General features: G+C 75.7%; 7 protein-coding genes. 5 read left to right on the top strand and 2 right to left on the bottom strand.

What is annotated here, in order from left to right; all coding sequences use genetic code 11:
* The first annotated feature begins 10 nt into the window (after positions 1-10).
* The 5 genes from ABZ385_RS00035 to ABZ385_RS00015 all read left to right on the top strand — a co-directional run bounded on the left by ABZ385_RS00035 (position 11) and on the right by ABZ385_RS00015 (position 22,986).
* Positions 11-20,068 carry a non-ribosomal peptide synthase/polyketide synthase gene (locus ABZ385_RS00035; protein WP_358908749.1) on the top strand — a complete coding sequence of 6,686 codons (20,058 nt, stop codon included), beginning with the start codon at positions 11-13 and terminating at the stop codon, positions 20,066-20,068.
* 124 nt (positions 20,069-20,192) lie between these two features.
* Positions 20,193-20,396, top strand: a complete 204-nt coding sequence (locus tag ABZ385_RS00030) for an MbtH family NRPS accessory protein (protein WP_275590039.1) — start codon at positions 20,193-20,195, stop codon at positions 20,394-20,396.
* A 129-nt stretch (positions 20,397-20,525) separates the two neighbouring features.
* Positions 20,526-21,077 carry a GNAT family N-acetyltransferase gene (locus tag ABZ385_RS00025; RefSeq protein WP_358590401.1) on the top strand — a complete coding sequence of 184 codons (552 nt, stop codon included), beginning with the start codon at positions 20,526-20,528 and terminating at the stop codon, positions 21,075-21,077.
* On the top strand, positions 21,074-22,330 hold the full coding sequence (locus ABZ385_RS00020; protein ID WP_358590403.1) for an MFS transporter: 1,257 nt from the start codon (positions 21,074-21,076) through the stop codon (positions 22,328-22,330). The genes ABZ385_RS00025 and ABZ385_RS00020 overlap by 4 nt, the downstream gene beginning before the upstream one ends.
* Before the next feature lie 122 nt (positions 22,331-22,452).
* A complete protein-coding gene (locus ABZ385_RS00015; RefSeq protein WP_358590405.1) occupies positions 22,453-22,986 on the top strand; it encodes an EF-hand domain-containing protein in 534 nt (177 codons plus the stop codon).
* 9 nt (positions 22,987-22,995) lie between these two features.
* On the opposite strand, the gene ABZ385_RS00010 is transcribed toward ABZ385_RS00015, so the two are convergent.
* Positions 22,996-23,907 (bottom strand): class I SAM-dependent methyltransferase, encoded by a 912-nt coding sequence (locus ABZ385_RS00010; RefSeq protein ID WP_358908747.1) that lies wholly within the window; start codon positions 23,905-23,907, stop codon positions 22,996-22,998.
* Between the two features lie 79 nt (positions 23,908-23,986).
* The gene (locus tag ABZ385_RS00005; protein WP_358908746.1) at positions 23,987-25,090 is read right to left on the bottom strand and encodes a zinc-binding dehydrogenase; all 1,104 of its coding nucleotides are present in this window, start codon (positions 25,088-25,090) and stop codon (positions 23,987-23,989) included.
* Positions 25,091-25,249 lie beyond the last annotated feature (159 nt).

Below are 25,249 nucleotides of genomic sequence, written 5' to 3'. Positions count from 1 at the left end.
CCCGACGACCATGACGTCTTCGACCCCTTCTTCCAGCAACTCCGCTTCGGGCAACTCGGCTTCGGGTAACTCCGCTTCGGGCAACCCCTCGTCGGACCCCGCCGACTCCGCCGCGTCGTCGCGTCCCTCCCGCCCCTCCCGGCGGGACCGGGCCGAGGCCCTGCCCGAGGAGATGCGGGAGGCGCTGCGGCGGCGGCTCGCCGGCCGGGCGGCCGGCGGCGGCTCCGCCCCGGCCGCCCGGCAGGGCATCCCGCGGGCCGACCGGGACCACCCGCTGCCGCTGTCCTTCGCCCAGCAGCGGCTGTGGTTCCTGGACCAGCTGCGGCCCGGCGACGCCCGCTACAACAGCGCGGTCGCGCTGCGCCTCACCGGCGCGCCGGACCAGCGGGCGCTCGCCGCGGCCCTGACCGCCGTCGTGACCCGGCACGAGGCGCTGCGCACGACCTTCGAGGAGACCGACGGCCGCCCCGTGCAGCGCGTCCACCCGGCGGGGCCGGTGCCCTTGCCGGTCCGGGACGCCGGCGACCTGGACAAGGACCTCCTGGCGGAGTACTCCCGGCCCTTCGACCTGCGCAACGGCCCCCTGCTGCGCGCCCTGCTGCTGCGCGAGTCCGCGACCTCCCACGTCCTGGTGCTGACAGCCCATCACATCATTACGGACGGCTGGTCGATGGGCATCGTCCTGGACGAGCTGTGCACCGCCTACGACGCCCTCGCGCGGGGCGCCGCGCTCGCCCTGCCGCCGGTGGCCACGCAGTACCCGGACTTCGCGGTGTGGCAGCGCGAGCGGCTCTCGGGCACCCGCCTCGAAGGCGAACTCACCCACTGGAAGCAGCGGTTGGCCGGTGCGGTGACACCCGGCCTGCCCCTGGACCGGCCGCGGCGCGGCGAGGAGGCGGGCGAGGGCGCCGTCAGCGCCTTCGCCGTCCCGGCCCGGCTGACCGCGCGCCTGCGCGACCTCGCGAGAGAGCAGCACACCACCCTGCACACCGCCCTGGTCGCCGCCGCCCAGGCGCTCCTCGCCCGCTGGTCCGGGCAGGACGACATCACCGTCGGCTCCCTGACGCCCGGCCGCTCCCGCACCGATCTGGAACGAAGCGTCGGCTTCTTCGTGAACACCGTCGTGCTGCGCACCCCGGTGGACGCGGCCGGGTCCTTCCGCGACCTCCTCGCCCGGGCGGCCGAGACGGTGGGCGACGCCTTCGCCCACGGCGACACCCCGTTCGAGCGGATCGTGGAGGCGGTGGGCGCGCCCCGCGAGGCCGGCCGCAACCCGCTGTTCGACGTGCTGGTCCTGCTGCACCCCGCCCCGCCCGCCGCGACCGCCCCGAACGGCCTGGCCACCACCCCGGTCACCGTGCCCCGGCACGCGGCCACCTTCGACCTGAGCATCGAGTTCGTGCCCGGCGAGGACGGCCTGACCGGCCTCCTGGAATACCGCACCGACCTGTTCGACGCGGCCACGGCCGAGCGGATGACCGGACAGCTCATCCGCCTGCTCGAAGGCGCCTGCGCCGCTCCGGACCGGGCGCTCGGCAGCCTGCCCCTGCTCTCCGAGGAGGAGACCCGGCGCCTCGTCCACGACTGGAACCCCGCCCCGCTCCCCGCCACGGACACCATCCACCCCGAGCTGTTCGAGCGCCGGGCGGCCCAGGACCCCGACGCCCTCGCGCTCGTCGCGGGCGGCGAACGGCTGGACTACGCCACGCTCAACGCCCGCGCCAACCGGCTCGCCCACCACCTCATCGCCCGCGGCGCCGGCCCCGAACGGCTGGTCGCCCTGCGACTGCCGCGCACCGCCGACATGATCGTGGCGATCCTCGCCGTCTGGAAGTCCGGCGCCGGCTACCTCCCCCTGGACCCGGCCCTGCCCGAGGAGCGCGTCCGGTTCCTCCTGGACGACGCCCGCCCGGCCCTGGTCCTCGACGAACCGGCCCTGCGCGCCGTGCCCGCGACCACCCGTGACACCGACCCCACCGACGCCGACCGGCGCGCCCCGCTGACGGCGGACAACACCGCGTACGTCATCTACACCTCCGGCTCCACCGGCCGCCCCAAGGGCGTCGCCGTGACCCACCGCGCGGCGGCGCACCTCCTGGCCGCCCACCGGGCCGGCTTCGTCGCCGAGGCGGGCGGCGGCCCGCTGCGGGTCGCGCTCACCGCGTCCTTCTCCTTCGACACCTCCCTCGAAGGCGTGCTCCTGATGGCCGACGGCCACCCGCTGCACCTGGTCGACGAGACCACCCGGATGGACCCGGCCGCGCTGGTGGAGTACGTCGTCGCACACCGCGTCGACTTCCTCGACGTCACCCCGTCCTACCTGCGGCAACTGCTGCCCGCCGGACTGCTCACCGACCCCCGGCACCACCCCCGGGTCCTCATGCTCGGCGGCGAGGCGGTCGGCCCCGCGCTCTGGCGCGAACTGGCCGCCCACCCGGATGTGACCGCCCACAACTTCTACGGCCCCACCGAGTGCACGGTCGACGCGCTGTCCTGCCCTATCGACGGCGGCGACCGCCCGCTGGTGGGCCGCCCCCTGCCCGGCGTGCGGGCCTACGTCCTGGACGGCCGGCTCCGCCCGGTGCCGCCCGGCGTCGGCGGCGAGCTGTACCTCGCCGGCGGCCAGCTCGCCCGGGGCTACGCCGGCCGGCCCGGACTGACCGCGGCCCGCTTCCTGCCCGACCCGTTCGGCGGGCCGGGGGAGCGGATGTACCGCACCGGCGACCTGGCCCGCTGGACCGCCGACGGCCGCCTCGACTACCTCGGGCGCGCCGACGACCAGGTCAAGGTGCGCGGCCACCGCATCGAGCCCGGCGAGATCGAGGCCGCCCTGCTCGCGCTGCCCGCCGTGGCCGCCGCCGCGGTCGTCGCCGTGCCCGACCCGCGGGGCCACACCCGTCTCGCCGCCTACGTCGTCCCCGCGCCCGGCGCGCCCCGGCCCGCCCCCGCCGACCTGCGCACGGCCCTGCGCGAGGTGCTGCCCGACGCCCTGGTGCCGTCCTCCTTCACCTCGCTGGACGCGCTGCCGCTGACCACCAGCGGCAAGCTGGACCGCCGCGCCCTGCCGGCGCCGGAAAACACCGCGGAGGAACGGGAGTTCGTCGCCCCGCGCACCCCCGACGAGGAGACCCTGGCCGGCATCTGGGCCGAGGTGCTCGGCGCGGCTCGGGTGGGGGTCACGGACAACTTCTTCGAGCTGGGCGGCGACTCGATCCTGAGCATCCAGGCCGTCTCCCGCGCCCGCGCCGCAGGCCTGCACATCGCCTCGCAGGACGTCTTCCGCCACCAGACGGTCGCCGACCTGGCCGCCGCCGCGGCCCGCCGCACCGCCGCCGTGCCCGCGCCCCGCCGCCCGCACCAGGACGGCCCCGCCCCGCTCACCCCCGTACAGGAGTGGTTCCTCGCCACGCACGGACCGCTGCGGCACTTCGCCATGTCGATGCTGCTCGACCTCCCGTACGACCTCGACGAGCGGGCCCTGGACCGGGCCCTGCACGCCGTGGTGGCCCGCCACCCGGCGCTGCGCACCCGCTTCGCTCAGACCGACGGCGCCTGGCGGCAGCACCCCGGCACCGGCCCGGCGAGCGGACTGCTCACCCGGCACGACCCCGCCACCTCGCCCGCCGAGGCCGCGGCAGCGGCCCGCGCGGCCCTGGACCCGGCGACCGGCGCCCTGCTGCGCGCGGCCCTGCTGACCGGCGGGGAGCGGCCCCAACTGTTCCTCACCGCCCACCACCTGGCGGTCGACAGCGTCTCCTGGCGGATCCTGCTCGCCGACCTCGAACACGCCTACCGGCAGGCGGCGGCCGGCGAGGAACCCCGGCCGGAGCCCGAGCAGACCCCGTTCGCCGACTGGGCGCGGACCCTGACCGAACGGGTCCGCGCCGGCGACCTCGACGCCGACCTGCCCCACTGGACGCGGGAAGCGGCTCAGCCCCGCACCCCGCTCCCCGTCGACCTGCCCGGCACCCCCCTCGCCGGGTCCGTGCGCACCGTCCGTACGCGCGTGGACCGGGACACCACCGAGGCACTGCTGCGGCGGGTGCCGGGCGCGTACCGCACCCAGGTCAACGACGTGCTCCTGAGCGCGCTCGGCCGGGTCCTCGCCGACTGGACGGGCGCCGACCGGGTGACCGTCGCCCTGGAGGGCCACGGCCGGGAGGAGGAACTGGACGAGGGCGCCGACCTGTCCCGCACGGTCGGCTGGTTCACCACCCAGTACCCGGTCACGCTGGCCCCGGCCGGAGACGACGACTGGGCGGCCACCCTGAAGTCCGTCAAGGAACAGCTGCGGGCCGTGCCCCGCCGCGGCCTCGGCTACCAGGCCCTCGGCCACCTCGGCTCACCCCGGCCCGAGGCCCGCGCGCTCGGCCGACTGCCGCTGCCCGACGTGTGCTTCACCTACCACGGGCAGTGGGAGGCGGCCGCCGGCGGCGACTTCGCGCCCACCGCCGACGTACCCGGCCGGGACATGGACCCCGGCGCGCCGCTGGACCACCTCCTCGACGTGTCCGCCCTGGTGACCGACGGCGAGCTGGAGATCACCTGGCACTACAGCGACCAGGTGCACCGCGAGGACACCGTGCGGGAGCTTGCCGCGGGCATGGCACGGGCGCTCACCGCCATCGCCGAGCACTGCGCCCGCCCCGGCGCGGGCGGGCGCACGCCCTCCGACTTCCCGCTGGCCCGCCTGGACCAGGCGGGAGTGGACCGGCTCGCCGGCGACGGCCGCGACGTCGAGGACCTGCTGCCGCTCACCCCGCTCCAGGAAGGCATGCTCTTCCACCGGCTGGTCGGCGGCGCCGACGACGTGTACGTCGACCAGGCCGCGCTGCTGCTCGAAGGCGTGAGCGACCCGGACGCCCTCGCCCTGGCCTGGCAGCGGGTGACCGACCGCACGCCCGCCCTGCGCACCTCGGTGGTGTGGGAGGGCGTCCCGGTGCCGCTCCAGGTCGTGCACCGCCGCGTCGAGGTCCCCGTAGTGCGCCTGGACTGGCGCGAGCTGGACGCGGCGCAGCGGGAGGAGCGGCTCGACCGGCTGCGCGCCGACGACCTCGCCCGCGGCCTCGACCTCGGCACGGCCCCCCTGATGCGGCTCACCCTCGTCCGGCTCCCCGACGCCCGGCTGCACCTCCTGTGGACCTCCCACCACCTGATCCTGGACGGCTGGAGCCTCGCCCAGGTGCTCACCGACGTGTCCGAGGAGTACGCGGCGCTCACCACCGGCGCCGAGCCCCGGCCGCCGGCCCGCAGGCCGTTCGGCGACTACGTGCGCTGGCTGGCCGACCGGGACACCGAGGCCGCCCACGCCCACTGGCGCACCGTCCTCGACGGGTTCGCCACCCCCACCCCGCTGCCCGTCGACCGCGCCCGGCGCCCCGGCCACGAGACCCGGTCCGCCGGCGTGCACACGGCCACGCTGTCCGACGAGGTCTCCGCCCGCCTTGCCCACACCGCGCGGACGGCCGGACTCACCCTCGGCACCGTGGTGCAGGGCGCCTGGGCGCTGCTCCTGTCCCGCTACAGCGCCGAACGGGACGTGCTGTTCGGGACCACCGTCTCCGGACGGCCCGACGACCTGCCCGGCGCCGAGTCGATGGTGGGCATGTTCATCAACACCCTGCCCACCCGCGTCCGTGTCGACGGCGACCGCACCGCCGCCGCCTGGCTCAGGGACCTCCAGGAGGAGCAGGCGCAGGCGCGGCGGTTCGCGGCGGTCTCCCTCGCCGAGCTGACCTCGCTGAGCGACGTACCGGCCGGCAGCCCCCTCTTCGACAGCATGGTGGCCTTCGAGAACTACCCCTTCGACGAGGCGCGTTCGGCCACGACCGGGATACGCCTGGCCGACGTCTCCTCCCGGGACGCCACCAACTTCCCCCTGGTGCTGCGCGCCTACCAGGGCGAGCGGTTCGGCTTCGACCTCGCCCACGACCCTCAGCTGTTCGACGCCACGACCGTGACCTCCCTCGCCGACCGGCTCTGCCTGCTGCTCACGGAGCTGGCCGAGGACCCGGAGCGGCCCGTGCGCTCCCTGGCCTGGACCACCGCCGAGGAACGGCGGCGCCTCCTCGCCGACTGGAACGGCACCGAGGAGGGCCGCCCCGCCGACACCCTGGACGCGCTGTTCGCCGCCCAGGCCGCCCGCACCCCCGACGCCGAGGCCCTCACCTGCGGCGACGAACGGCTCGACTATGCCGGCCTGGACGCACGGGCGAGCCGTCTCGCCCACCGCCTCGCCGAACTCGGCGCCGGGCCCGAGACGTTCGTCGCCCTCGCGCTGCCCCGCTCCACCGATCTCGTCGTGGCCGTCCTCGCCGTCCTCAAGACCGGCGCCGCCTACCTGCCCATCGACCCCCGGCTGCCCGCGGAGCGCGTGCGGCACCTGCTCGCCGACGCCGCGCCGGTCACGCTGGTCACCACCCGGCAGAGCCCGGCGGCCGGCCCGGACGTACCCCGGCTGCTGCTCGACGACCCGCAGGTGCGCGCCGACCTGGCCCGCCGCCCGGCCGCGGGCCTCGCGGGCCGCGCGCTGCCCGAGAGCCCCGCCTACGCCATCTACACCTCCGGCTCCACCGGCCGCCCCAAGGGCGTCGTCGTCCCGCACGCCAACGTGGTGCGGCTCTTCACCCGCACCCGGCACTGGTTCGGCTTCGGGGCCGACGACGTGTGGACCCTCTTCCACTCCTACGCGTTCGACTTCTCGGTGTGGGAGCTGTGGGGGCCGCTGCTGCACGGCGGCCGCCTCGTGATCGTCCCCGAGGACACCGCCCGCTCCCCGGAGGACTTCCTGCGCCTGCTCGCCGACGAGCGGGTCACCGTCCTCAACCAGACGCCGTCCGCGTTCTACCCGCTGATCCGCGCCGACGCCGAACTCCCCGACGTGGCCGACCGCCTCGCCCTGCGCACGGTCGTCTTCGGCGGCGAGGCACTGGACGTGGGCCGCCTCGCCGACTGGTACGCCCGCCACCCGGACACCGCGCCCCGCCTGGTGAACATGTACGGCATCACCGAGACCACCGTGCACGTCACCTACGCCGGCCTCGACCGCGCGGCCGCCCGCCCCGGCGCCGCGAGCCCCATCGGCACCGGCATCCCCGACCTGCGGCTCTACGTCCTCGACGACACGCTCCAGCCGGTGCCCCCGGGCGCCGTGGGCGAACTCTTCGTCGCCGGCGAGGGGTTGGCGCGCGGCTACCTGAACCGGCCAGGACTGACCGCGACCCGCTTCCTCGCCGACCCCTTCGGCCGGCCGGGCACCCGCATGTACCGCACCGGTGACCGGGCCCGCTGGCGGGCCGACGGCACCCTGGAGTACCTGGGCCGCGCCGACCAGCAGGTCAAGATCCGCGGCTACCGCATCGAACCCGGCGAGATCGAGGCCGCCCTGCACGCCCACCCCGGCGTCGGCGCGGCCGCCGTCGGCGTGTACGAGGACAGCGCGGGGACCCGCCGCCTGGTCGCCCACGTCGTCGGCACCCGAACCGGTACGGGCAGCGGCACCGGCACCGGGGAGCCCGCCACCGCGCCGGCCGCCGCCGAACTCCGCGCCCACCTCGAAGGGCTGCTGCCCGCGCACATGGTGCCCGCCGCCTACGTGCCGATGGCCGCGCTGCCGCTCACCGCCAACGGCAAGCTCGACCGGCGCGCCCTGCCCGCGCCCGGCCCCGACGGCTTCGCCGCCGAGGGCACGCGGACCTCGCCGCGCACCCCGGCCGAACGGCTCGTCGCCGCCGCCTGGACGGACGTACTGGACATCGAGGAGGCCGGCGCCGACGACGACTTCTTCGCCCTCGGCGGCGACTCCATCCTCGCCGTCCGCGTCACCTCCCGGCTGCGCGCCGCTTTCGGCACGGACGTCTCGCCCCGCATGCTGTTCACCCACTCCACGCTCCGCGACCTCGCCGCCGCCCTGGGCGAGCCGGGCGGCGCGGACACCGCCGACGCCATCTCGGCCACCGCCCCGGACGCCCCGGCGCCCCTGTCGTACGCCCAGCAGCGCCTGTGGTTCCTCGACCGGTTCGAGCCGGGCGGCACGGAGTTCACGACCCTGTCCGTGCTGCGGCTGCGCGGCTCGCTGGACCAGGCCGCCCTGCGCACCGCCCTGGACGGCCTGGTCGCCCGGCACGAGACGCTGCGCACCACGTTCACCGAGCACGACGGCCAGGCCCGCCAGCTCGTCCACCCGCCCCGGCCCGTGGACCTGCCCGTGGTCGACCTCCCGGACGACGCCGCCCTGGACGCTCTCGTGGACCGGATCGCCGCCGCCCCCTTCGACCTGGCCGCGGGCCCCCTGCTCCGCGCCCACCTGGCCCGGTCCGCCCCCGACGAGCACGTCCTCGTCCTGGCCGTGCACCACATCGTCACCGACGGCTGGTCCAGCGGTGTGCTCGCCCGGGACCTGGGCGAGCTGTACGCGGCCGCCCTGGAGGACCGCCGCCCGCGGCTGCCCGCGCTCCCCGTCCGCTACGCCGACTACGCGTCCTGGCAGCGTTCCCGCGCCGACCGCGCCGACGCCGAACTCGCCTACTGGCGCCGGGCGCTGAACGGCGTGAGCCCGCTGGAGCTGCCCACCGACCGGCCGCGCCCGGCCGTCCGCGGCCGCGACGGCGCCCTGCTGACCTTCACCCTGCCCCCCGCGCTCACCGAGCGGCTGCGCGAACGGGCCAGGGAGACCGACGCCACCCTCTACATGACCCTGGTGACGGCCTGCCAGACGCTGCTCGCCCGCTGGGCGGGCCAGGAGGACGTCACCGTCGGCACCGTCACCGCCGGACGCGAACGCGCCGAACTGCACGACCTGGTCGGCATGTTCGTCAACACCCTGGTGCTGCGCGCCCGGGTCCGCCCCGGTGTGCCCTTCCGGGACCTGCTCGCCGAGGTGCGCGACACCGCCCTGGAGGCGTTCGCCCACCAGGAGGTGCCCTTCGAGCGGGTGGTGGACGCCCTCCAGCCCGAACGGGACACCAGCCGCACCCCGCTGTTCCAGGTCATGGTCGCCCTGCACAACCTCGGCGCCGAGCCGCTGCGCCTGCCCGGCCTGACGGCGGAGCCCGTGACACCGCCGGTGCGCGTCGCCACCTACGACCTCGCCTTCGACTTCGTGGAGAGCGAGGAGGGCCTGACCGGGCACCTGGAGTACAACACCGGACTTTTCGACCCCGACACCGCCGAACGCCTCGCCGCCCGGCTGCGCGTCCTGCTGGAGGCCGTCGCGGCAGACCCCGGACAGAGCGTGGACCGGCTGCCGCTGATGACCGACGACGAGCGGCACCGCGTACTGCGCCACGGGGAGGGCATCCACCTGCCCGAGCCGGACACCACCTTCCCCGCCCTCTTCGAGGCACAGGCCGCCCGCACGCCGGAGCACACCGCCCTGGTCGCCCGCGACGCCACGCTGGACCTCGCCGCCCTCAACCAGCGCGCCAACCGGCTCGCCCACCACCTCATCGCCCAGGGCGCGGGACCGGAGGACGTGGTCGCCGTCCGGCTGCCCCGCACCTCCGACCTGGTGGTGGCGGTGCTCGCCGTCCTCAAGGCGGGCGCCACCCTGCTCTGCCTGGACCCCGCACTCCCCGCCGAACGGCAGGACTTCCTCCTCGCCGACGCCCGCCCGCACACCCTCCTGACCGGCCTCGACACGGTGCCGTGGGACCGGCTGCCCGCCCACGACCCGACCGACGCCGACCGCGTCCGGCCCCTGCGGCCCGAGAACACCGCCTACCTCATCTACACCTCGGGCTCCACCGGCCGTCCCAAGGGCGTCGCCGTCGAACACCGCAACCTCGTCAACCTCTGCCACGACCACCGCGCCGGCCTGCTCGCCCCGCACACCGCCGACGAGCGACGGCTGCGGGCCGCGCTCAGCGCCTCCTTCTCCTTCGACACCTCCTGGGAAGGACCGCTGCTCCTCGCCCTCGGCCACGAGGTCCACCTCATCGACGAGGACGTACGCCTGGACCCGCGCGCGTTCTGCGACCAGGTCGCCGAACACCGCCTCGACCTGGTCAACGTCACCCCGTCCTACCTGCGCGAACTCACCGCCGCCGGGCTGCTCGCCGCCGACCGCCACCACCCGCGCCTGCTCCTCGTCGGCGGCGAGGCCGTCACCCCGGCCGGCTGGCGCGACCTCGTGCGCGCCGAACGCGACCTGGGCATCGCCGTGTACAACATGTACGGGCCCACCGAGACCACCGTCGACGCCGTCTACGGCCGCTGCGCCGACCGACCGGACCGCCCGGTCATCGGCCGCCCCGGCGGCAATCTGCGGGCCTACGTCCTCGACGCCGCCCTGAACCCGGTGCCGCCCGGCACCCCCGGCGAGCTGTACCTGGCCGGGGCGCAGGTGGCCCGCGGCTATCTGCACCGGCCCGGCCTCACCGCCGCCCGCTTCCTCGCCGATCCGTTCGCGGCGCCCGGCGAGCGGATGTACCGCACCGGCGACCGGGCCCGCTGGGACCGGGACGGGCTCCTGGAGTTCCTCGGCCGGGTGGACGAGCAGGTCAAGATCCGCGGGTTCCGCATCGAACCCGGCGAGGTGGAGGCCGCCCTCCTGGACCACCCGGACATCGCCGACGCCGCCGTCGCCGCCCGCGAGAACGCCGGCCGCCTCATGCTCGTCGGCTACGTCGTACCCGCCACCGACCGCGTCCCAGCCCCGGACGCCCTGCGCCTCGCGCTGCGCCGCACCCTGCCCGACCACATGGTGCCCGCCGCGTTCGTCCCGCTGGCCCGCATCCCGCGCACCACCAGTGGCAAGACCGACCGCCGCGCCCTGCCCGCCCCGCCCGCGCAGCCCGACAGCGACACGCCCTACGTCGCTCCCCGGGCCGGCACGGAGGAACGCCTGGCCGCCATCTGGGCGCAGGTGCTCGGCGTCGAACGCGTCGGCGCCCGCGACAACTTCTTCACCCTCGGCGGCGACTCCATCCTGAGCATCCAGATCGTCTCCCGCGCCCGGCAGGCCGGACTCACCCTCGCCACCAAGGACGTCTTCCGCCACCAGACGGTCGCCGAACTCGCCCTGCGCGTTACGGAGTCGGCCCCGGAACGGGAAGCCGTCGAGGAGCCGGCCGAGGCGCCGCTCACCCCGATCCAGCACTGGTACCTGGACGGCCGCGACCCGGGGCAGCGGCTCCGGTTCACCATGACCCAGCGCCTCGAACTCGCCCCGGACACCCCCGCGACGACACTTCGGGCCGCCACCGACGCCTTCGTACGCCACCACGCCGCCCTGCGCACCCGGTTCCGCCACACCATCGACGGCTGGCGCCAGGACGTCCTGGCCGAGGCACCGGACGGCGTCTTCACCCGGCACGAAATGGCCGGCCTGGCCGACCCGGCCCTGGAGGCCGAGGTGCAGCGGCTGACGGACGAGGCGCAGGCCGCCCTGAGCCCCGCCGACGGACGGGTCGTCCGCGTCCTGTTCTTCGACCGGGGTCCCGGCCGGCCCGGCCAACTGGTCGTCACCGCCCACCACCTGGTCATCGACGGCGTCTCCTGGCGCATCCTGCTCGCGGACCTGGAGGCCGCCCAGCGGGCCGCGGCGCTCGGTCGGCCCGTGGAACTGCCCCCCACCGGCACGTCGTACGGCCGCTGGGCCACCCGCCTCGACCGGCACACCCGCTCCGGGGCGCTCGACGCCGACCTGCCGTACTGGACGCGCACCGGCACGGCGCCGGCCGCCCTGCCCGCCGGCCGTCCCGGCCCCAACACCCACGGCACGGCCGCCACCCTCACCGTCACCCTGGACACGCGGACCACCGAAGCCCTGCTGCGCGAGGTCCCCCGGGCCTACCGCACCCAGGTCAACGACGTCCTGCTCAGCGCCCTCGGCCGCACCCTGGCCCGCTGGTGCGCACGCGACACCGTCCTGCTGGGCGTCGAGGGCCACGGCCGGGAGGAGCTGTTCGCGGACGTGGACCTGTCGCGGACCGTCGGCTGGTTCACCGCCGAGTTCCCGCTCGCCCTGCGCGTCGCCCCGGACGCCGGCTGGCACGACACGCTCCGCTCGGTCAAGGAACAGCTGCGCGCGATACCGCTGCACGGCCTGAGCCACGGCGCCCTGCGCCACCTCGTGCCGGACAGCCCGCTCGCCGCGGCCCCCGCCCCGCAGATCGGCTTCAACTACCACGGCCAGTGGGACACGGACACCGCCGAAGGCCTGTTCCGCGGCGCCCTGCCCCCGGCCGGCCAGGACACCGACCCGGACGAACCCCGCCCCTACCTCCTGGACATCACCGGCGTGGTCCAGCGGGGCCGGCTCGAACTGGGCTGGACCTACCCCGCGGCCGTCTACGACCGGGCCACCGTCCACCGCCTCGCCCAGGACACCCTCGCGGCCCTGCGGGAGATCGTGGCGCACTGCGCCCGCCCCGAGGCGGGCGGCCGCACCCCCTCCGACTTCCCCCTCGCCGGCCTCGGCCAGGAGCAGCTCGACCGGCTCCTGGGCACCGGCCCGCACGCCGAGGACGTCCTGCCGCTCACCCCGCTCCAGTCCGGCATGCTCTTCCACGGCCTCGTGGACACCGAGCACGCCTACTTCGACCGCACGGCCGTACGACTGTCCGGCGTGGCCGATCCGGACGCCTTCGCCACCGCCTGGCAGCAGGTCGCCGACCGCACCCCGGCACTGCGCACCAGCGTCCACTGGCACGGCCTGCCGCACCCCGTCCAGGTGGTCCACCGCCACGCGGAACTGCCCGTCCGCCACCTCGACTGGCGCGCGCTCACCCCCGCCGAGCGCACCGCGGCCACGGAGCGGCTGCTCGCCGAGGACCGCGCCGCCGGCATGGACCTCGGCACGGCACCGCTCACCCGGCTCGCCCTGGCCGCCCTGCCCGGCGACGAGGTGCTCCTGGTGTGGTCCACCCACCACATCGTCCTCGACGGCTGGAGCACCGGCCAGCTGCTGACCGAGGTCTGCGAGCGCTACGCCGCGCTCACCGGCGGCCCGGACCAGGCACCCCCGCTGCGGCGGCCCTTCGCGGACTTCCTGCACTGGCTGCGGGAGCAGGACGAGACGGCGGCCGAGCGGCACTGGGCCGAGGCCCTCGCCGGGTTCACCGCCCGCACCCCGCTGCCCTACGACCGCACGCCCGCCGAGGCCCACCGCGCCCGTTCCGCGGCGGCCGTCCACCACGAACTGGACGACGGTCTCTCGCGGCGCCTGCGGGAGAGCGCCGCCCGCGCCGGACTCACCGTGAACACGGTGGTGGAGGGCGCCTGGGCGCTGCTCCTCGCCCGCTCCGGCGGACGCGACGACGTGGTCTTCGGCACCACCGTCTCCGGCCGCCCGGCCGAACTGCCCGGCGTCGAGGGCATGATCGGCATGTTCATCAACACCGTGCCGACCCGGGTCCGCATACCCGCCGGGCCGGTGCTGCCCTGGCTGCGCGACCTCCAGGAACGGCAGAGCGACGCCCGCCGCTTCGACTTCCTCGCCCTGCCCCGCATCCAGTCCGTGAGCGAAGTTCCGCCCGGCGAGGCCTTGTTCGACAGCATGCTGGTGTTCGAGAACTACCCCGTCGACGAGTCGGCGACGGCCCGCACGGGCGTCCGCGTCGAGGAAGTGCGCGCCGACGACGCCACCACCTTCCCCTGGTGCCTCCGCGCCCACCTGGCCGAACGGCTCGGCTTCGACCTGTCCTACGACCCCGAGCTGTTCGACGCCGCCACCGCCGAACGCGCCGCGGACCGGCTCGCCGGACTGCTCACCGCCCTCGCCGACGGATTCGACACCGACCTGAGCGACCTGGACGTACTCGCCCCGGCCGACCGCCAACTGCTGGCCGCCTGGAACACCACCGCCCGCCGGACCGTGCCGCACAGCCCCGTCGACCTCTTCACCGAACAGGCCCGACGCACCCCGGACGCGCCCGCGGTCCACGACGGCGAACACCGCCTGACCTACCATCAACTCCACGACTGGGCAGGCGCACTGGCCGACCGCCTGCGGGCCGACGGACTGGCCCCCGAGGACCGGGTGGCCCTCCTGCTCGACCGCTCCGCCGAACTGGTCGTCGCCCAGCTCGCGGTACTCCTGGCCGGCGGCGCCTACGTCCCCGTCGACACCCGCGCCCCCGAGGAACGCCGCCGCACCCTGCTCACCCAGGCGGGCGCCACCCGTCGGCTGACCGCCCCGGAAGTGGCGGCGGCCCGCCCCGCCCCCACGGAACCGCACGACGGCGGGACGGGCCCCTTGCCGGCCGCCGATCCCGACCAGTTGGCGTACGTGATGTTCACCTCCGGCTCCACCGGACTGCCCAAGGCGGTCGCGGTACGGCACCGGGACGTGGCGGCGCTGGCCACCGACAGCCGGTTCGCCGGCGGGGTGTGCGACCGCGTGCTGCTGCACTCACCGGTGGCGTTCGACGCCGCGACCTTCGAGGTGTGGGCGCCCCTCCTCAACGGCGGCTGCGTGGTCGTGGCCCCGGGCGACACCGTCGACGCGGCCACGCTGCGCCGGCTCGCCGCCGCCGACGGCGCACCGACCGCGCTGTGGCTGACCGCCGGTCTCTTCCGGCTGCTCGCCCAGGACGCGCCCGACTGCTTCCGCGGCCTCGCCCAGGTGTGGACCGGCGGTGACGTCGTACCGGCACAGGCCGTGCGCCGCGTCCTCGACGCCTGCCCCGGCCTGACCGTCGTCGACGGCTACGGCCCCACCGAGACCACCACCTTCGCGACCTCCCACGCCCTCGGCGACCCGGCGGCGGTGCCCGACACGATCCCCGTCGGGCGGCCGCTGGACGACATGCGGGTACTCGTCCTCGACACCCGGCTGCGGCCCGTACCGCCGGGCTGCCCGGGCGAGCTGTACCTGGCGGGCGAGGGCGTCGCCCGGGGCTACCTCGGCCGCCCCGGCGACACCGCCGCCCGCTTCCTCGCCGACCCGCTCGGCCCGCCCGGCGCCCGCATGTACCGCACCGGCGACCTGGCCAGGCGGCGCCCGGACGGCACCGTCGAGTTCCTCGGCCGCGCCGACGACCAGGTCAAGATCCGCGGCTTCCGGGTGGAGCCCGGCGAGGTGGAGGCCGCGCTCGCCGCCCACCCGGACGTCGTCGACGTGGCCGTCCTGGCCCGCGAGGACCGCCCCGGCGCCAAGCGGCTCGTCGCCTACGTCGTCGGAGGGGCCGGCGAGGACGCCGAGCAGCTGCGGGCGTTCGCCGCCCGCAGCCTGCCCGACTACCTCGTGCCCACCACCGTCGTCCCGCTCGCCGCACTGCCGCTCAGCCGCAACGGCAAGGTCGACCGGGCCGCCCTGCCCGCCCCGGACGCCGTGCCGGGCCGCGAACGGGTCGAGCCCCGCACCGAGGCCGAACGCCGCACGGCGGACGTCTTCGGCGAGGTCCTCGGCAGTGAACCGCCGGGCGTGGAGGACGACTTCTTCCAGCTCGGCGGCGACTCGATCCTCAGCATCCGGCTCGCCTCCCGCCTCGCCGAGGCCTTCGACGCCGACGTCACCCCGCGCGCCGTCTTCACGCACCCGACACCGGCCGCCCTGGCCGGCCTGCTCGGCGAGCGGCGCGGCACCGGCCGCCCGGGGCTCGTCCCGGTCGCCCGCGACGCCGTCGCCCCGATGTCCCACGCCCAGCAACGCCTGTGGTTCCTGCACGAGTTCGAGCCCGACGGCGCCGAGTACGTCACCACACTCGCCCTGCGCCTGCGCGGCACCCTGGACGCCGGGGCGCTGCGCGCCGCCCTCGGCGCCGTGGTTGCCCGGCACGAGTCGCTGCGCACCACCTTCGACAGCGTCGACGGACACGGCATCCAGCGCGTCCACCCGCCCCACGACGTACCCCTGCCCCTGCGGGACCTGACCCGGCTCGGTGCGGGGGAGCGGGAAGCGGCCCTGCGCCGCCTGCTCAACGAGGAACGGCTGAACCCCTTCGACCTGCGCGAGGGACCGCTGCTGCGCGCCGGCCTGCTCCGGCTCGCCGAGCACGAGCACGTCCTCGCCCTCACCCTGCACCACATCGTCACCGACGGCTGGTCCACCTCCGTCCTGCTCGGCGACCTCGCGCACTTCTACCGCGCCGAACTCGGCGTGACACAGAGCGAGTTGGCGCCGCTGCCGGTGCAGTACGCCGACTACGCCCACTGGCAGCGCACCGCCGGCGACACCGAGACCGCCGAGCATCTCGCCTACTGGAAGGGACAACTGGCCGACACCGCGCCGCTGGAGCTGCCCACCGACCGGCCCCGGCCCGCGGTACGCACCAGCGCCGGCGCGACCGCCCGCCTGGTGGTGCCCGCCACCACCGCCCGACGGCTCACCCGCCTCGCCCGGGACCACGGCACCACCCTGTTCACCACACTCGTGGCCGCCGCCCAGACCTACCTCGCCCGGCTGTCCGGCGCCGAGGACATCACCGTCGGCACCGTCAACGCCGGCCGCGACCGGCCCGAGACACAGGCCCTCGTCGGCTTCTTCGTCAACACCCTCGTGCTGCGCTCCCGGGCCGAGGCCGACCGGCCCTTCACCGCGTTCCTCGGCGACGTACGGCAGACCGTCCAGGACGCCTTCGCCCACCAGGACGTACCGTTCGAACGCGTCGTGGACGAGGTGCAGCCCGTCCGCGACACCAGCCGCAGCCCGCTCTTCCAGGTCATGGTCGTCCTCCAGAACACCCCGGCCGCCGCCCTCGACCTGCCCGGCCTGGACGTCGCCGACGTCGAACCGGACTCGGAGCAGACCGCGTTCGACCTCACCCTGGAGTTCGCCGAGACCGCATCGGGCGACCTGCACGCCCTGCTCACCTACAACACCGACCTGTTCGACGCGGCCACGGCGGACCGCATGGCCGGACAGCTCGGCGTCCTGCTGCACGCCGTCGCCGAGGACCCCCGCCGCCCGCTCGGCGCGCTCCCGCTCGCCTCCGACGACGAACGAGCGAACCTGCCGGCCCAGGGCCGGGGCACCTTCCGCCCGGTGCCCGAGACCACCCTGGCCGCCCTGTTCGCCCAGCAGGCGGCACGCACCCCGCACGCCCCGGCACTGATCGACGGCGACCGGGAGATGACCTACGCCGACGTGGACCGGGCCGCCGACCGGCTGGCCCACCGCCTCGTCCGGGACGGCGTCGGACCCGAGCGCGTGGTCGCCCTCGCCCTGCCGCGCTCGGCGGCCGCCGTGGTGGCGCAGCTCGCCGTCGCCAAGGCCGGCGGGGCCTTCCTGCCCGTGGACCCCGACTACCCGCCGCAGCGGCGGGAGTTCATGATCCGGGACGCGGGCGCCCACCTGGTCGTCGACGACCCGGCCGAGGTGTGGTCCACCGAGGGGCCGGACACACCGCTCACCGACGCCGACCGCACCGCCGCGCTCACCGCCGCCCACCCCGCGTACGTCATCTACACCTCCGGCTCGACGGGCACACCCAAGGGCGTCGTGGTCACCCACCGGGGCCTCGCCTCCTTCGCCGCGGCGGCCGCCGAACAGTACGCCGCGGGACCCGGCGACCGGGTGCTCCAGTTCGCCTCCCCGAGCTTCGACGCCTCCGTACTGGAACTGTGCGTCTCCCTGCTCAGCGGGGCCGCGCTGGTCACGGGCGAGGAAGGCCCCCTGGTCGGCGAGCGGCTGGCGCAGGTGCTCGCCGACCGGCGGATCAGCCACACGCTGATTCCACCGGCGGCGCTGGCCACCCTGGCGCCGGAGACCGCCGCCGACCTGCCCCACCTGCGCACCCTCATCGTCGGCGCCGAGGCCTGCCCGGCCGACCTGGTCGACACCTGGGCGGCCGGCCGCCGCATGGTCAACTCCTACGGCCCCACCGAGGCCACCGTGGTCGCCACCTGGACCGGCCCGCTGACCCCGGGCACCGGCACGCCGACCATCGGCCGCCCGTCCGGCGCCACCCGCGTGTACGTGCTCGACGCCGCTCTGCGTCCCGTACCGCCCGGCGTCACCGGCGAGCTGTACCTCGCCGGACCCGGCCTCGCCCGCGGCTACCTGGGCCGGCCGGGACTCACCGCCCAGCGGTTCCTGCCCGACCCGTTCGGCACGCCGGGGGAGCGGATGTACCGCACCGGGGACCTGGTGCGCTGGACCGCCGACGGGCGACTGCGGTTCGCCGGCCGCGCCGACGACCAGGTCAAACTGCGCGGCTTCCGGATCGAACCCGGGGAGGTGGAGAGCGCGCTGCGACGCAGCCCGCTGGTGCGGGACGCGGCCGTGGTCGTCCGCGCCGGGGACGGGCCCGGCGCACCGGCCCGGCTCGTCGCCTACGTCGTACCGGCCCCGCCGACCCCCCCCGCCGACCCCGGACCGTCCGCCGCCGCCCCCTCGGCCACCGGAGCGGCCGGGACCGCGCTGCCCGTCGGGGAACTGCGGCTGCACCTGGGCGGGACGCTGCCCCCGCACATGGTGCCCTCCGTCTTCGTGCCGCTCGATCGGCTGCCGCTCACCCCGAGCGGCAAGACCGACCGGCGGGCGCTGCCCGCACCCGGGCCCGCCCAGGCCGTGGACGGCCCGCGGACCGCGCCGCGCACCGACACCGAACGCCGCATCGCCCGCATCTGGGCCGACGTGCTCGGCATCGAGGAGGTCGGCGCCGACGGCAACTTCTTCGCGCTCGGCGGCGACTCCATCCTCAGCATGCAGGTCGTCTCCCGGATGCGCCGCGACGGACTGCACGTCGCGACCCGGGACCTGTTCACGCACCAGACCGTCGCCGAACTCGCCACCGTGGTCCGCGCCGCGCCCCGGCCCTCGGCGGACGGCCCGGTCACCGGCGAGGTGCCGCTCACCCCGATCCAGGAGTGGTTCCTGACCACACCCCGCGCGGCCCACCACCACTTCAACCAGTCGGCGCTCCTCGAACTCGACGGTCCCCCCGACCCCCGGGCGCTGCGCGCCGTGCTCGACGCCCTCCTCGAACACCACGACGCCCTGCGCATGCGCTTCACCCGGGACGAGCACGGCTGGCGGCAGTTCAACCCGCCGCCCGCCGCGGGCGCCGAGATCCTCGTACGCCACGACCTGACCGGTCTGTCCACCGAGGACGCCGACGCGGCGATGGCCAAGGCCGCCGACGAACTCCACGCGGGCTTCGACCTGGCCGGCGGCCCGCAGCTGCGGGCGGCCCTGTTCACCGGGGACCCGGAGCGGCCCGCCTACCTCCTCCTCGTCGCCCACCACCTGGTGGTGGACGCCGTCTCCTGGCGCGTCCTGCGCGACGACCTGGAGAGTGCCTACCGACAGGCCCGCCAGGGCGACCCGGTCGCGCTCGGCGAGCGCGGCACCAGCTTCCGCGAGTGGTCCCGGCGCCTGGCCGCGCACGTCGCCGAGGGCGGCCTGGACAGCGAACTGCCGCACTGGGAGCAGACGGTGGGCGCCGAGCCCGCCCCGGCGGACCCGGCCACGGCGAGCGGAGGCGGGCCGGCCGCCACGGTGAGCGTGGAACTCGACGAGGACGACACCACGGCGCTGCTGCGCTCGGCGCCCACCGCCTACCGCACCCGCGTCAACGACGTCCTGCTGGCCGCGCTCGCCCTCGCGCTGGCCCGCTGGACCGGCCAGGACCGGGTCCGCCTGGACCTGGAGGGCCACGGCCGGGAGGACCTGCTCGACGGCGTCGACCTCTCGCGCACCGTCGGCTGGTTCACCACCGTCTACCCGGTCGCCATCCAGGTGCCGGGCCCCGGCGACCTCGGCCCCGACCGCGACTGGCGGTCCCTGGTCAAGGCGGTCCGCCGCCAGCTGCGCGCCGTGCCCGGCAACGGCATCGGCTACGGCGCCCTGCGCACCTTCGGGCCGCCCGAGGTCCGCGAACGCCTCGGCGCCCAGGCCCACAGCCAGGTGGTGTTCAACTACCTCGGCCAGTGGGACGCGCGCCCCGAGACGGCGGACGGCGGCCTGGTCCGCGCCGAACACGGCTCCTTCGGACAGGACCACGACCCCAGGGACCCCGGCTCGCACCCGGTGGAGGTGGTGGGCGCGGTGCAGCACGGCCGGCTCGCCTTCACCTGGCACCACCGGCCCGGCCTGCACGACACGGCGGCCGTGCGCCGGGCGGCCGAGGACTTCGCCGAGGCCCTGCGCCACCTCGCCCGGCACGCCCGGGGAGGCCGGTGACCCCACCCCGGTCCCGCGAGGCACCGCCCCGGCGCACCGCCCGGCACGGCCCTCGCGAACCCCGCGCCCCGACCGACTGCCCGAACCCCATCAACCACCCGAACCGGCAATGAGAGAAGGCGACATGGACGAGAACACCCGCTACCAGGTGCTGCGCAACGACGAGGAGCAGTACTCGCTCTGGCCCGCCGACATCGAGGTGCCCGCGGGCTGGCGGCCCGTCGGGAAGGAGGGCACCGAGGCCGAGTGCTCCGCCTACGTCGACGAGGTCTGGACCGACATGCGGCCCAAGAGCCTGCGCGAGCGCATGGAGAACGCCGGCGCCTGACCGCCCCTCGCTCCACCCGCCGGGCCGGCCGCACCCGCGCCGGCCCGGCGCCCGCCCCCACCCAGTGCCGTTCCGGCGCCCCACCGCCCTCGGCCCACCACCGCACGGCAACACCCCCGAGGAGCCGCCATGACCCCCGTCCTGCGTACCGAACGCCTGGAATTCGTCCCCTACCGACCCGAACACGAGGACCACTTCGTCGCGCTGCTGCGGGACGAGGAGGTGTGCCGCTGGATGGGCCAGGACCGCGCGCCCGAACCGCAACTGCGCGAGGTGTTCCGCGCCATCCTCACCGATGTCTACCCCGAGCACCGGTTCGACGTGTGGGGCCTGTGGCTCGCGGACGCCTACGTCGGTCACGCCGAGGTGAAACCCACCGGCAACGTCGACGGCCATGAACTCATCACCGCGCTCGCCCCCGCCTACTGGGGACGCGGCCTCGGCGGCGAGACCGTACGGGGCCTGCTCCGGTACGCCGGCGACACCCTCGGGCTCAGCGAGGCGTACGGCATGGTCGGCGCCGAGAACACCGCCAGTCTCGCCCTGTGCCGCCGCATGGGCTTCCGCCACGTCCGGGACGTCGTCGGCGACGACGGCTCCGTCACGAAGATGATGGTCATCCCGGTCACGGAGGGCGCCGCCGGGACGCCCGGGACCGCGTCCGCCGGGGACCCGGTGTGAGCCGACCGTCCGTCGGCGAGGGCCCCGTCGAGGCGGCGGCCGGCGACCGGCCGTCGGGGCTGTGGCGCAACCGCGACTTCAACCTGCTGTGGAGCGGGCAGTGTCTGTCCGACCTGGGCGGCGCCATGGTGGAACTGGCGCTGCCGCTGCTGGTGCTCCAGCAGACCGGGTCACCCGCGCAGGCCGGGCTCGTCGGCACCGCCGGTCTCGTCACCACCCTGGTGTGCCGGCTGCCGGCCGGTGTCCTCGCCGACCGCGTCGACCGGCGCCGCCTGATGATCATCTGCGATGTGCTGCGGCTCGCGGGGTACGCGCTGCTCGGCTGGGCGGTGGCCACGGGCGCCGCGAGCCTGCCGGTGATCGTCGCGGTGGTGATCGCCGGCGCCGCGGCCACGGCCGTCTTCAGCACCGCCGAGCACGCCTCGGTGCGCAATCTGGTCCGCCCCGACCAGCTCACCGCCGCCGTCGCCCGCAACGAGGCGCGCGCGTACGCCGTCTCGCTGAGCGGTCCACCGCTGGGCGGCCTGCTGTTCGGGCTCGGCCGCGCCCTGCCCTTCCTCGGGAACGCGCTGAGCCATCTGCTCTCCCTCGTGGCCGTCACCTGCATCCGGCGGCCGCTCCAGGAGGCCCGGCAGGAGGCGGCCCCGTCCGCCGCCGTCTCCGCGGCGCAGGGCCTGCGCTTCCTCCTCGGCCATCCCTTCCTGCGCGCCCTGCTGGTGATCGCCGCACCGCTGAACATGGCCTTCACCGGCATGATCTTCGCGATGACGCTCGCCCTGCTCGACGCGGGCGTCCCCCCGGCCCTGGTCGGACTCGCCGGCACGATCTTCGCGCTGGGCGGCTTCCTCGGCGCCCTCGTGGCCCCCGCGCTGCAACGCCGGTTGCGGCTGCCCGTCCTGCTGCGGGTGCTGTGCTGGACCACCGCCGCGCTGATGGCGGTGAGCACCCTGCTGGCCGGCAGCGTGCTGGCCGCCGTCCCGCTGGCCGCCGCCGTCTTCCTCGGGCCCACCGCGAACGCGGCGCTCTTCGCCCACCAGGCCGCCGTCACACCGGACCACCTGCAAGGGCGCGTGGTCAGCGGCGTGCTGTTCGCCGCGGGCTCCGCCGCCGCGCTCGCCCCCGCCCTGGCCGGCGTCCTCCTGGCCCGTTTCAGCCCGACACCGGCCATGCTGGTCTTCCCCGCCCTGGTCGCCCTCGCCGCGGTGACGGCCACCCGCAGCAAGGGCCTCGGCCCGTCGACGCCCGGCCCGTGAACTCACCTGTTCCGGTGATGAAAAGCGCCTCACCCGCGCGCCCGCCCTCCCGCACGGTTACGTGGGAGCAGTCAATCAGCGGGACCCGGGAACCGACCGGCCGCGGAAATCAGGTGACGGACATGCGAACGGAAGCCGCCCAGCGCATCGAGCTGGTCTTCTCCCTCTTCGACGCCAACGGCAACGGAGTGATCGACTCCCACGACTTCGACCTCATGACGGACCGCGTCCTGGCGGCGGCCACCGCGTCGGACGAGAGCGCCAAAGCGGCCATCCGCGCCGCGTTCCGCCGCTACTGGACGTCGCTGGCCACGGAGCTGGACGCCGACGGCGACGGCGTGATCACCGTGGACGAATTCCGCCCGTTCGTGCTCGACCCCGAGCGCTTCGGCCCCACGGTCACCGAGTTCGCCACGGCGCTCTCCGCACTCGGCGACCCGGACGGCGACGGTCTCATCGAGCGCCCGCTCTTCGTGTCGCTGATGAGGGCGATCGGCTTCGAGGAGGCGAACATCCACGCCCTCTTCGACGCCTTCGGCCCGGACGCCGAGGACCGCATCACCGTCGCGACCTGGGCCGACGGCATCGAGGACTACTACGCGCCGGACCGGGCCGGGATCCCGGGCGACCGCCTGATGGCCGCCCGGAACGTCTGACGCGGTCCGTCAGCGGCTCGGCCGCCGCTTGTGCGCGAACACCCACCGGTTCCCCTCCAGCGCGTCGTTCGGCTCGGGGAGGGGGCCACGCCGGTGCCGTCGGGTGAATTCGAACGGCGTGTGCATCGAGGTGGACCAGCCCCTGCCCGTCAGCTCGCCCGCGGAGTCGGGCCGCGGCCCCTTGTCGAAGAGGCACAGCAGATCGATGCCGATCTGCTCGCGCGTCGCCACATAGATCGGGCTGTCGCGGTACGCCAGCAGGTCCTTCTCCAGCTTGGCCTCGAAGGCCAGAGCACTGCCCGGGGTGGTGAGCCCGTCCACCGTGTCGACGAGGTGCGTCTCGGTGGGGCCCGGCAGGTAGAAGAGGAGGCCCTCGGCCAGCCAGACGCTCGGTGCGGCGGGGTCGAAGCCGGCGGCGGTCAGGGCGCTGACCCAGTCCGCGCGCAGGTCGGCCGGTACGGGGACGCGCTTGACCCTCGGGGCGGCCGACAGGTCCGTGAGCACCCGCTGCTTGAAGGCGAGGACGCCCGCCCGGTCGATCTCGAACACGACGCGGTCGGACGGCAGGTCCAGCCGGAAGGCCCGGGTGTCCAACCCGGCCCCCAGCAGGACCACCTGGCGGGCGTCCGCACGGGCCGACCGCAGGAGGAAGTCGTCGAGGACCCTGGTGCGCAGGCCGAAGTAGCGGGCGAACCGCCCCCACAGCGGGTCGCCGTCCCCCTCGGGCACCTGCTCGATGCGCACCGGCCAGCGCGCACAGGCGGCGGCGGCACGCACGAAGTGCTCCGCGTAGGGGTCCTGGGCGAGGCTGTCGTGGCGGTGGGTCTCGATCGCCCGTACGGCGGCGACCAGGAGGGCGGTCAGACCCACACCTCCGTCCACACCTTCCGCGTCGGTCCGCTGCGGCGCCGTGCCGGCCATGGTTCCTCCGTTGGCGGGAGTGAGGGCTGGGGTGTCTGTGCGTGCGATGAGGGGAAGCCGTGGTTCCGCGTGCCGTGCCTCATCGCGTCCCCTCCGGGAGGAGGACGGGCTTGACCACGCGGCCCGCGTCGCAGTCGCGTTCGGCCTCGTTGATGTCGGACAGCGGGTAGGTGCGGATCAGCTGGTCGAAGGGGAAGCGACCGGCCCGCCACATGCCGGTCAGCCGCGGGATCAACAGCGCGGGCACGGCGTCCCCCTCGCAGATGTGGCGGACGCTGCGGCCCCGGTCGAGCGTGCCCGGTTCGAGGGTCAGGGGGGTGTGCAGGCGTGCCACCAGGCCGAGGCTGCCGGTGGGGCGCAGCGCGTGCAGCGCGGCGTTGATGAGCGGGCCCGAGGCCGTGGTGTCCAGGGCGTACCGCGCGCCGCCGTCGGTCAGCCGGCGGATCCGTTCGGGCAGCGCGGCCGTCGCGGCGGGCAGCGGGACCGCGCCGAACCGTTCGGCCAGGGCCAGCCGCCCGGGCCGCCGGTCGACGGCCACGGTCAGCGCGCCGGCGGCGGTGGCCGCCAGCACCGCGGCCAGGCCCACCGCCCCCGCGCCGAGGACGACGAGGGTGTCGCCGGGACCCGCGCCGAAGGTGTTCATGACGGCTCCGGCGCCCGTGAGGAAGCCGCAGCCGAGGGGCCCGAGCAGTTCGAGCGGCAGCGCGGGGTCGACCCGGACGGCGTTGCGAGCCGCGACGAGCGCGTACTGGGCGAACGAGGACTGCCCGAACCAGCGGGGGGCCAGCGCCGCACCGGCCGCGTCGGTCAGCCGCGGCGGTCGCTCCTCGCGCCCCCCGAAGAGGTTGAGGGAGGCGAAGGAGTCGCAGTAGGCGGGGGCCGCGCCCCGGCAGTTGGGGCAGTGCCCGCAGGAGTCGAAGCTCAGCACGACATGGTCGCCCACCTCGATCGCGCCGTCAGGGCCGCTCCCCGCCCCCACCACGACCCCGGCGCCCTCGTGCCCGAGGACGGCCGGCAACGGGCTGCGGCCGCCGGACCGCCGGACGGCGAGATCTGTCCGGCACATCCCGCAGCCCGCGATCTCGACCAGGAGCTCGCCGGGGGCCGGCTCACTGCTCAGGACCACGTCCTCGACCGTGAACGGGGCGTCGGCCGCGCGCAGGACGGCCGCCCGGCACCTCATCGCCACGCCTCTCGCAGGCAGTGGGCGAGGGGTGGCCCGGCGCGTCCACGCAGGTCGAAAGCGCCTAGGGCGTGTTGTGAAAGTCCCGTCTGCCTGGCGACGCCTGGCACGCACCCTCGCGGCGTTGTCGGGATCGCCCCGATACCACCAGTATCGGGG

The organism is Streptomyces sp. NPDC005898 (genome assembly GCF_040629635.1).
GTDB lineage: Bacteria > Actinomycetota > Actinomycetes > Streptomycetales > Streptomycetaceae > Streptomyces.
This window is presented reverse-complemented; position numbering and strand designations above follow the sequence as displayed.

Bases quoted from the DNA above. Each gene is read 5' to 3' on its own strand.
- ABZ385_RS00035 (WP_358908749.1), top strand. From the start codon at position 11: ATGACGTCTTCGACCCCTTCTTCCAGCAACTCCGCTTCGGGCAACTCG.
- ABZ385_RS00030 (WP_275590039.1), top strand. From the start codon at position 20,193: ATGGACGAGAACACCCGCTACCAGGTGCTGCGCAACGACGAGGAGCAG.
- ABZ385_RS00025 (WP_358590401.1), top strand. From the start codon at position 20,526: ATGACCCCCGTCCTGCGTACCGAACGCCTGGAATTCGTCCCCTACCGA.
- ABZ385_RS00015 (WP_358590405.1), top strand. From the start codon at position 22,453: ATGCGAACGGAAGCCGCCCAGCGCATCGAGCTGGTCTTCTCCCTCTTC.
- ABZ385_RS00010 (WP_358908747.1), bottom strand. From the start codon at position 23,907: ATGGCCGGCACGGCGCCGCAGCGGACCGACGCGGAAGGTGTGGACGGA.
- ABZ385_RS00005 (WP_358908746.1), bottom strand. From the start codon at position 25,090: ATGAGGTGCCGGGCGGCCGTCCTGCGCGCGGCCGACGCCCCGTTCACG.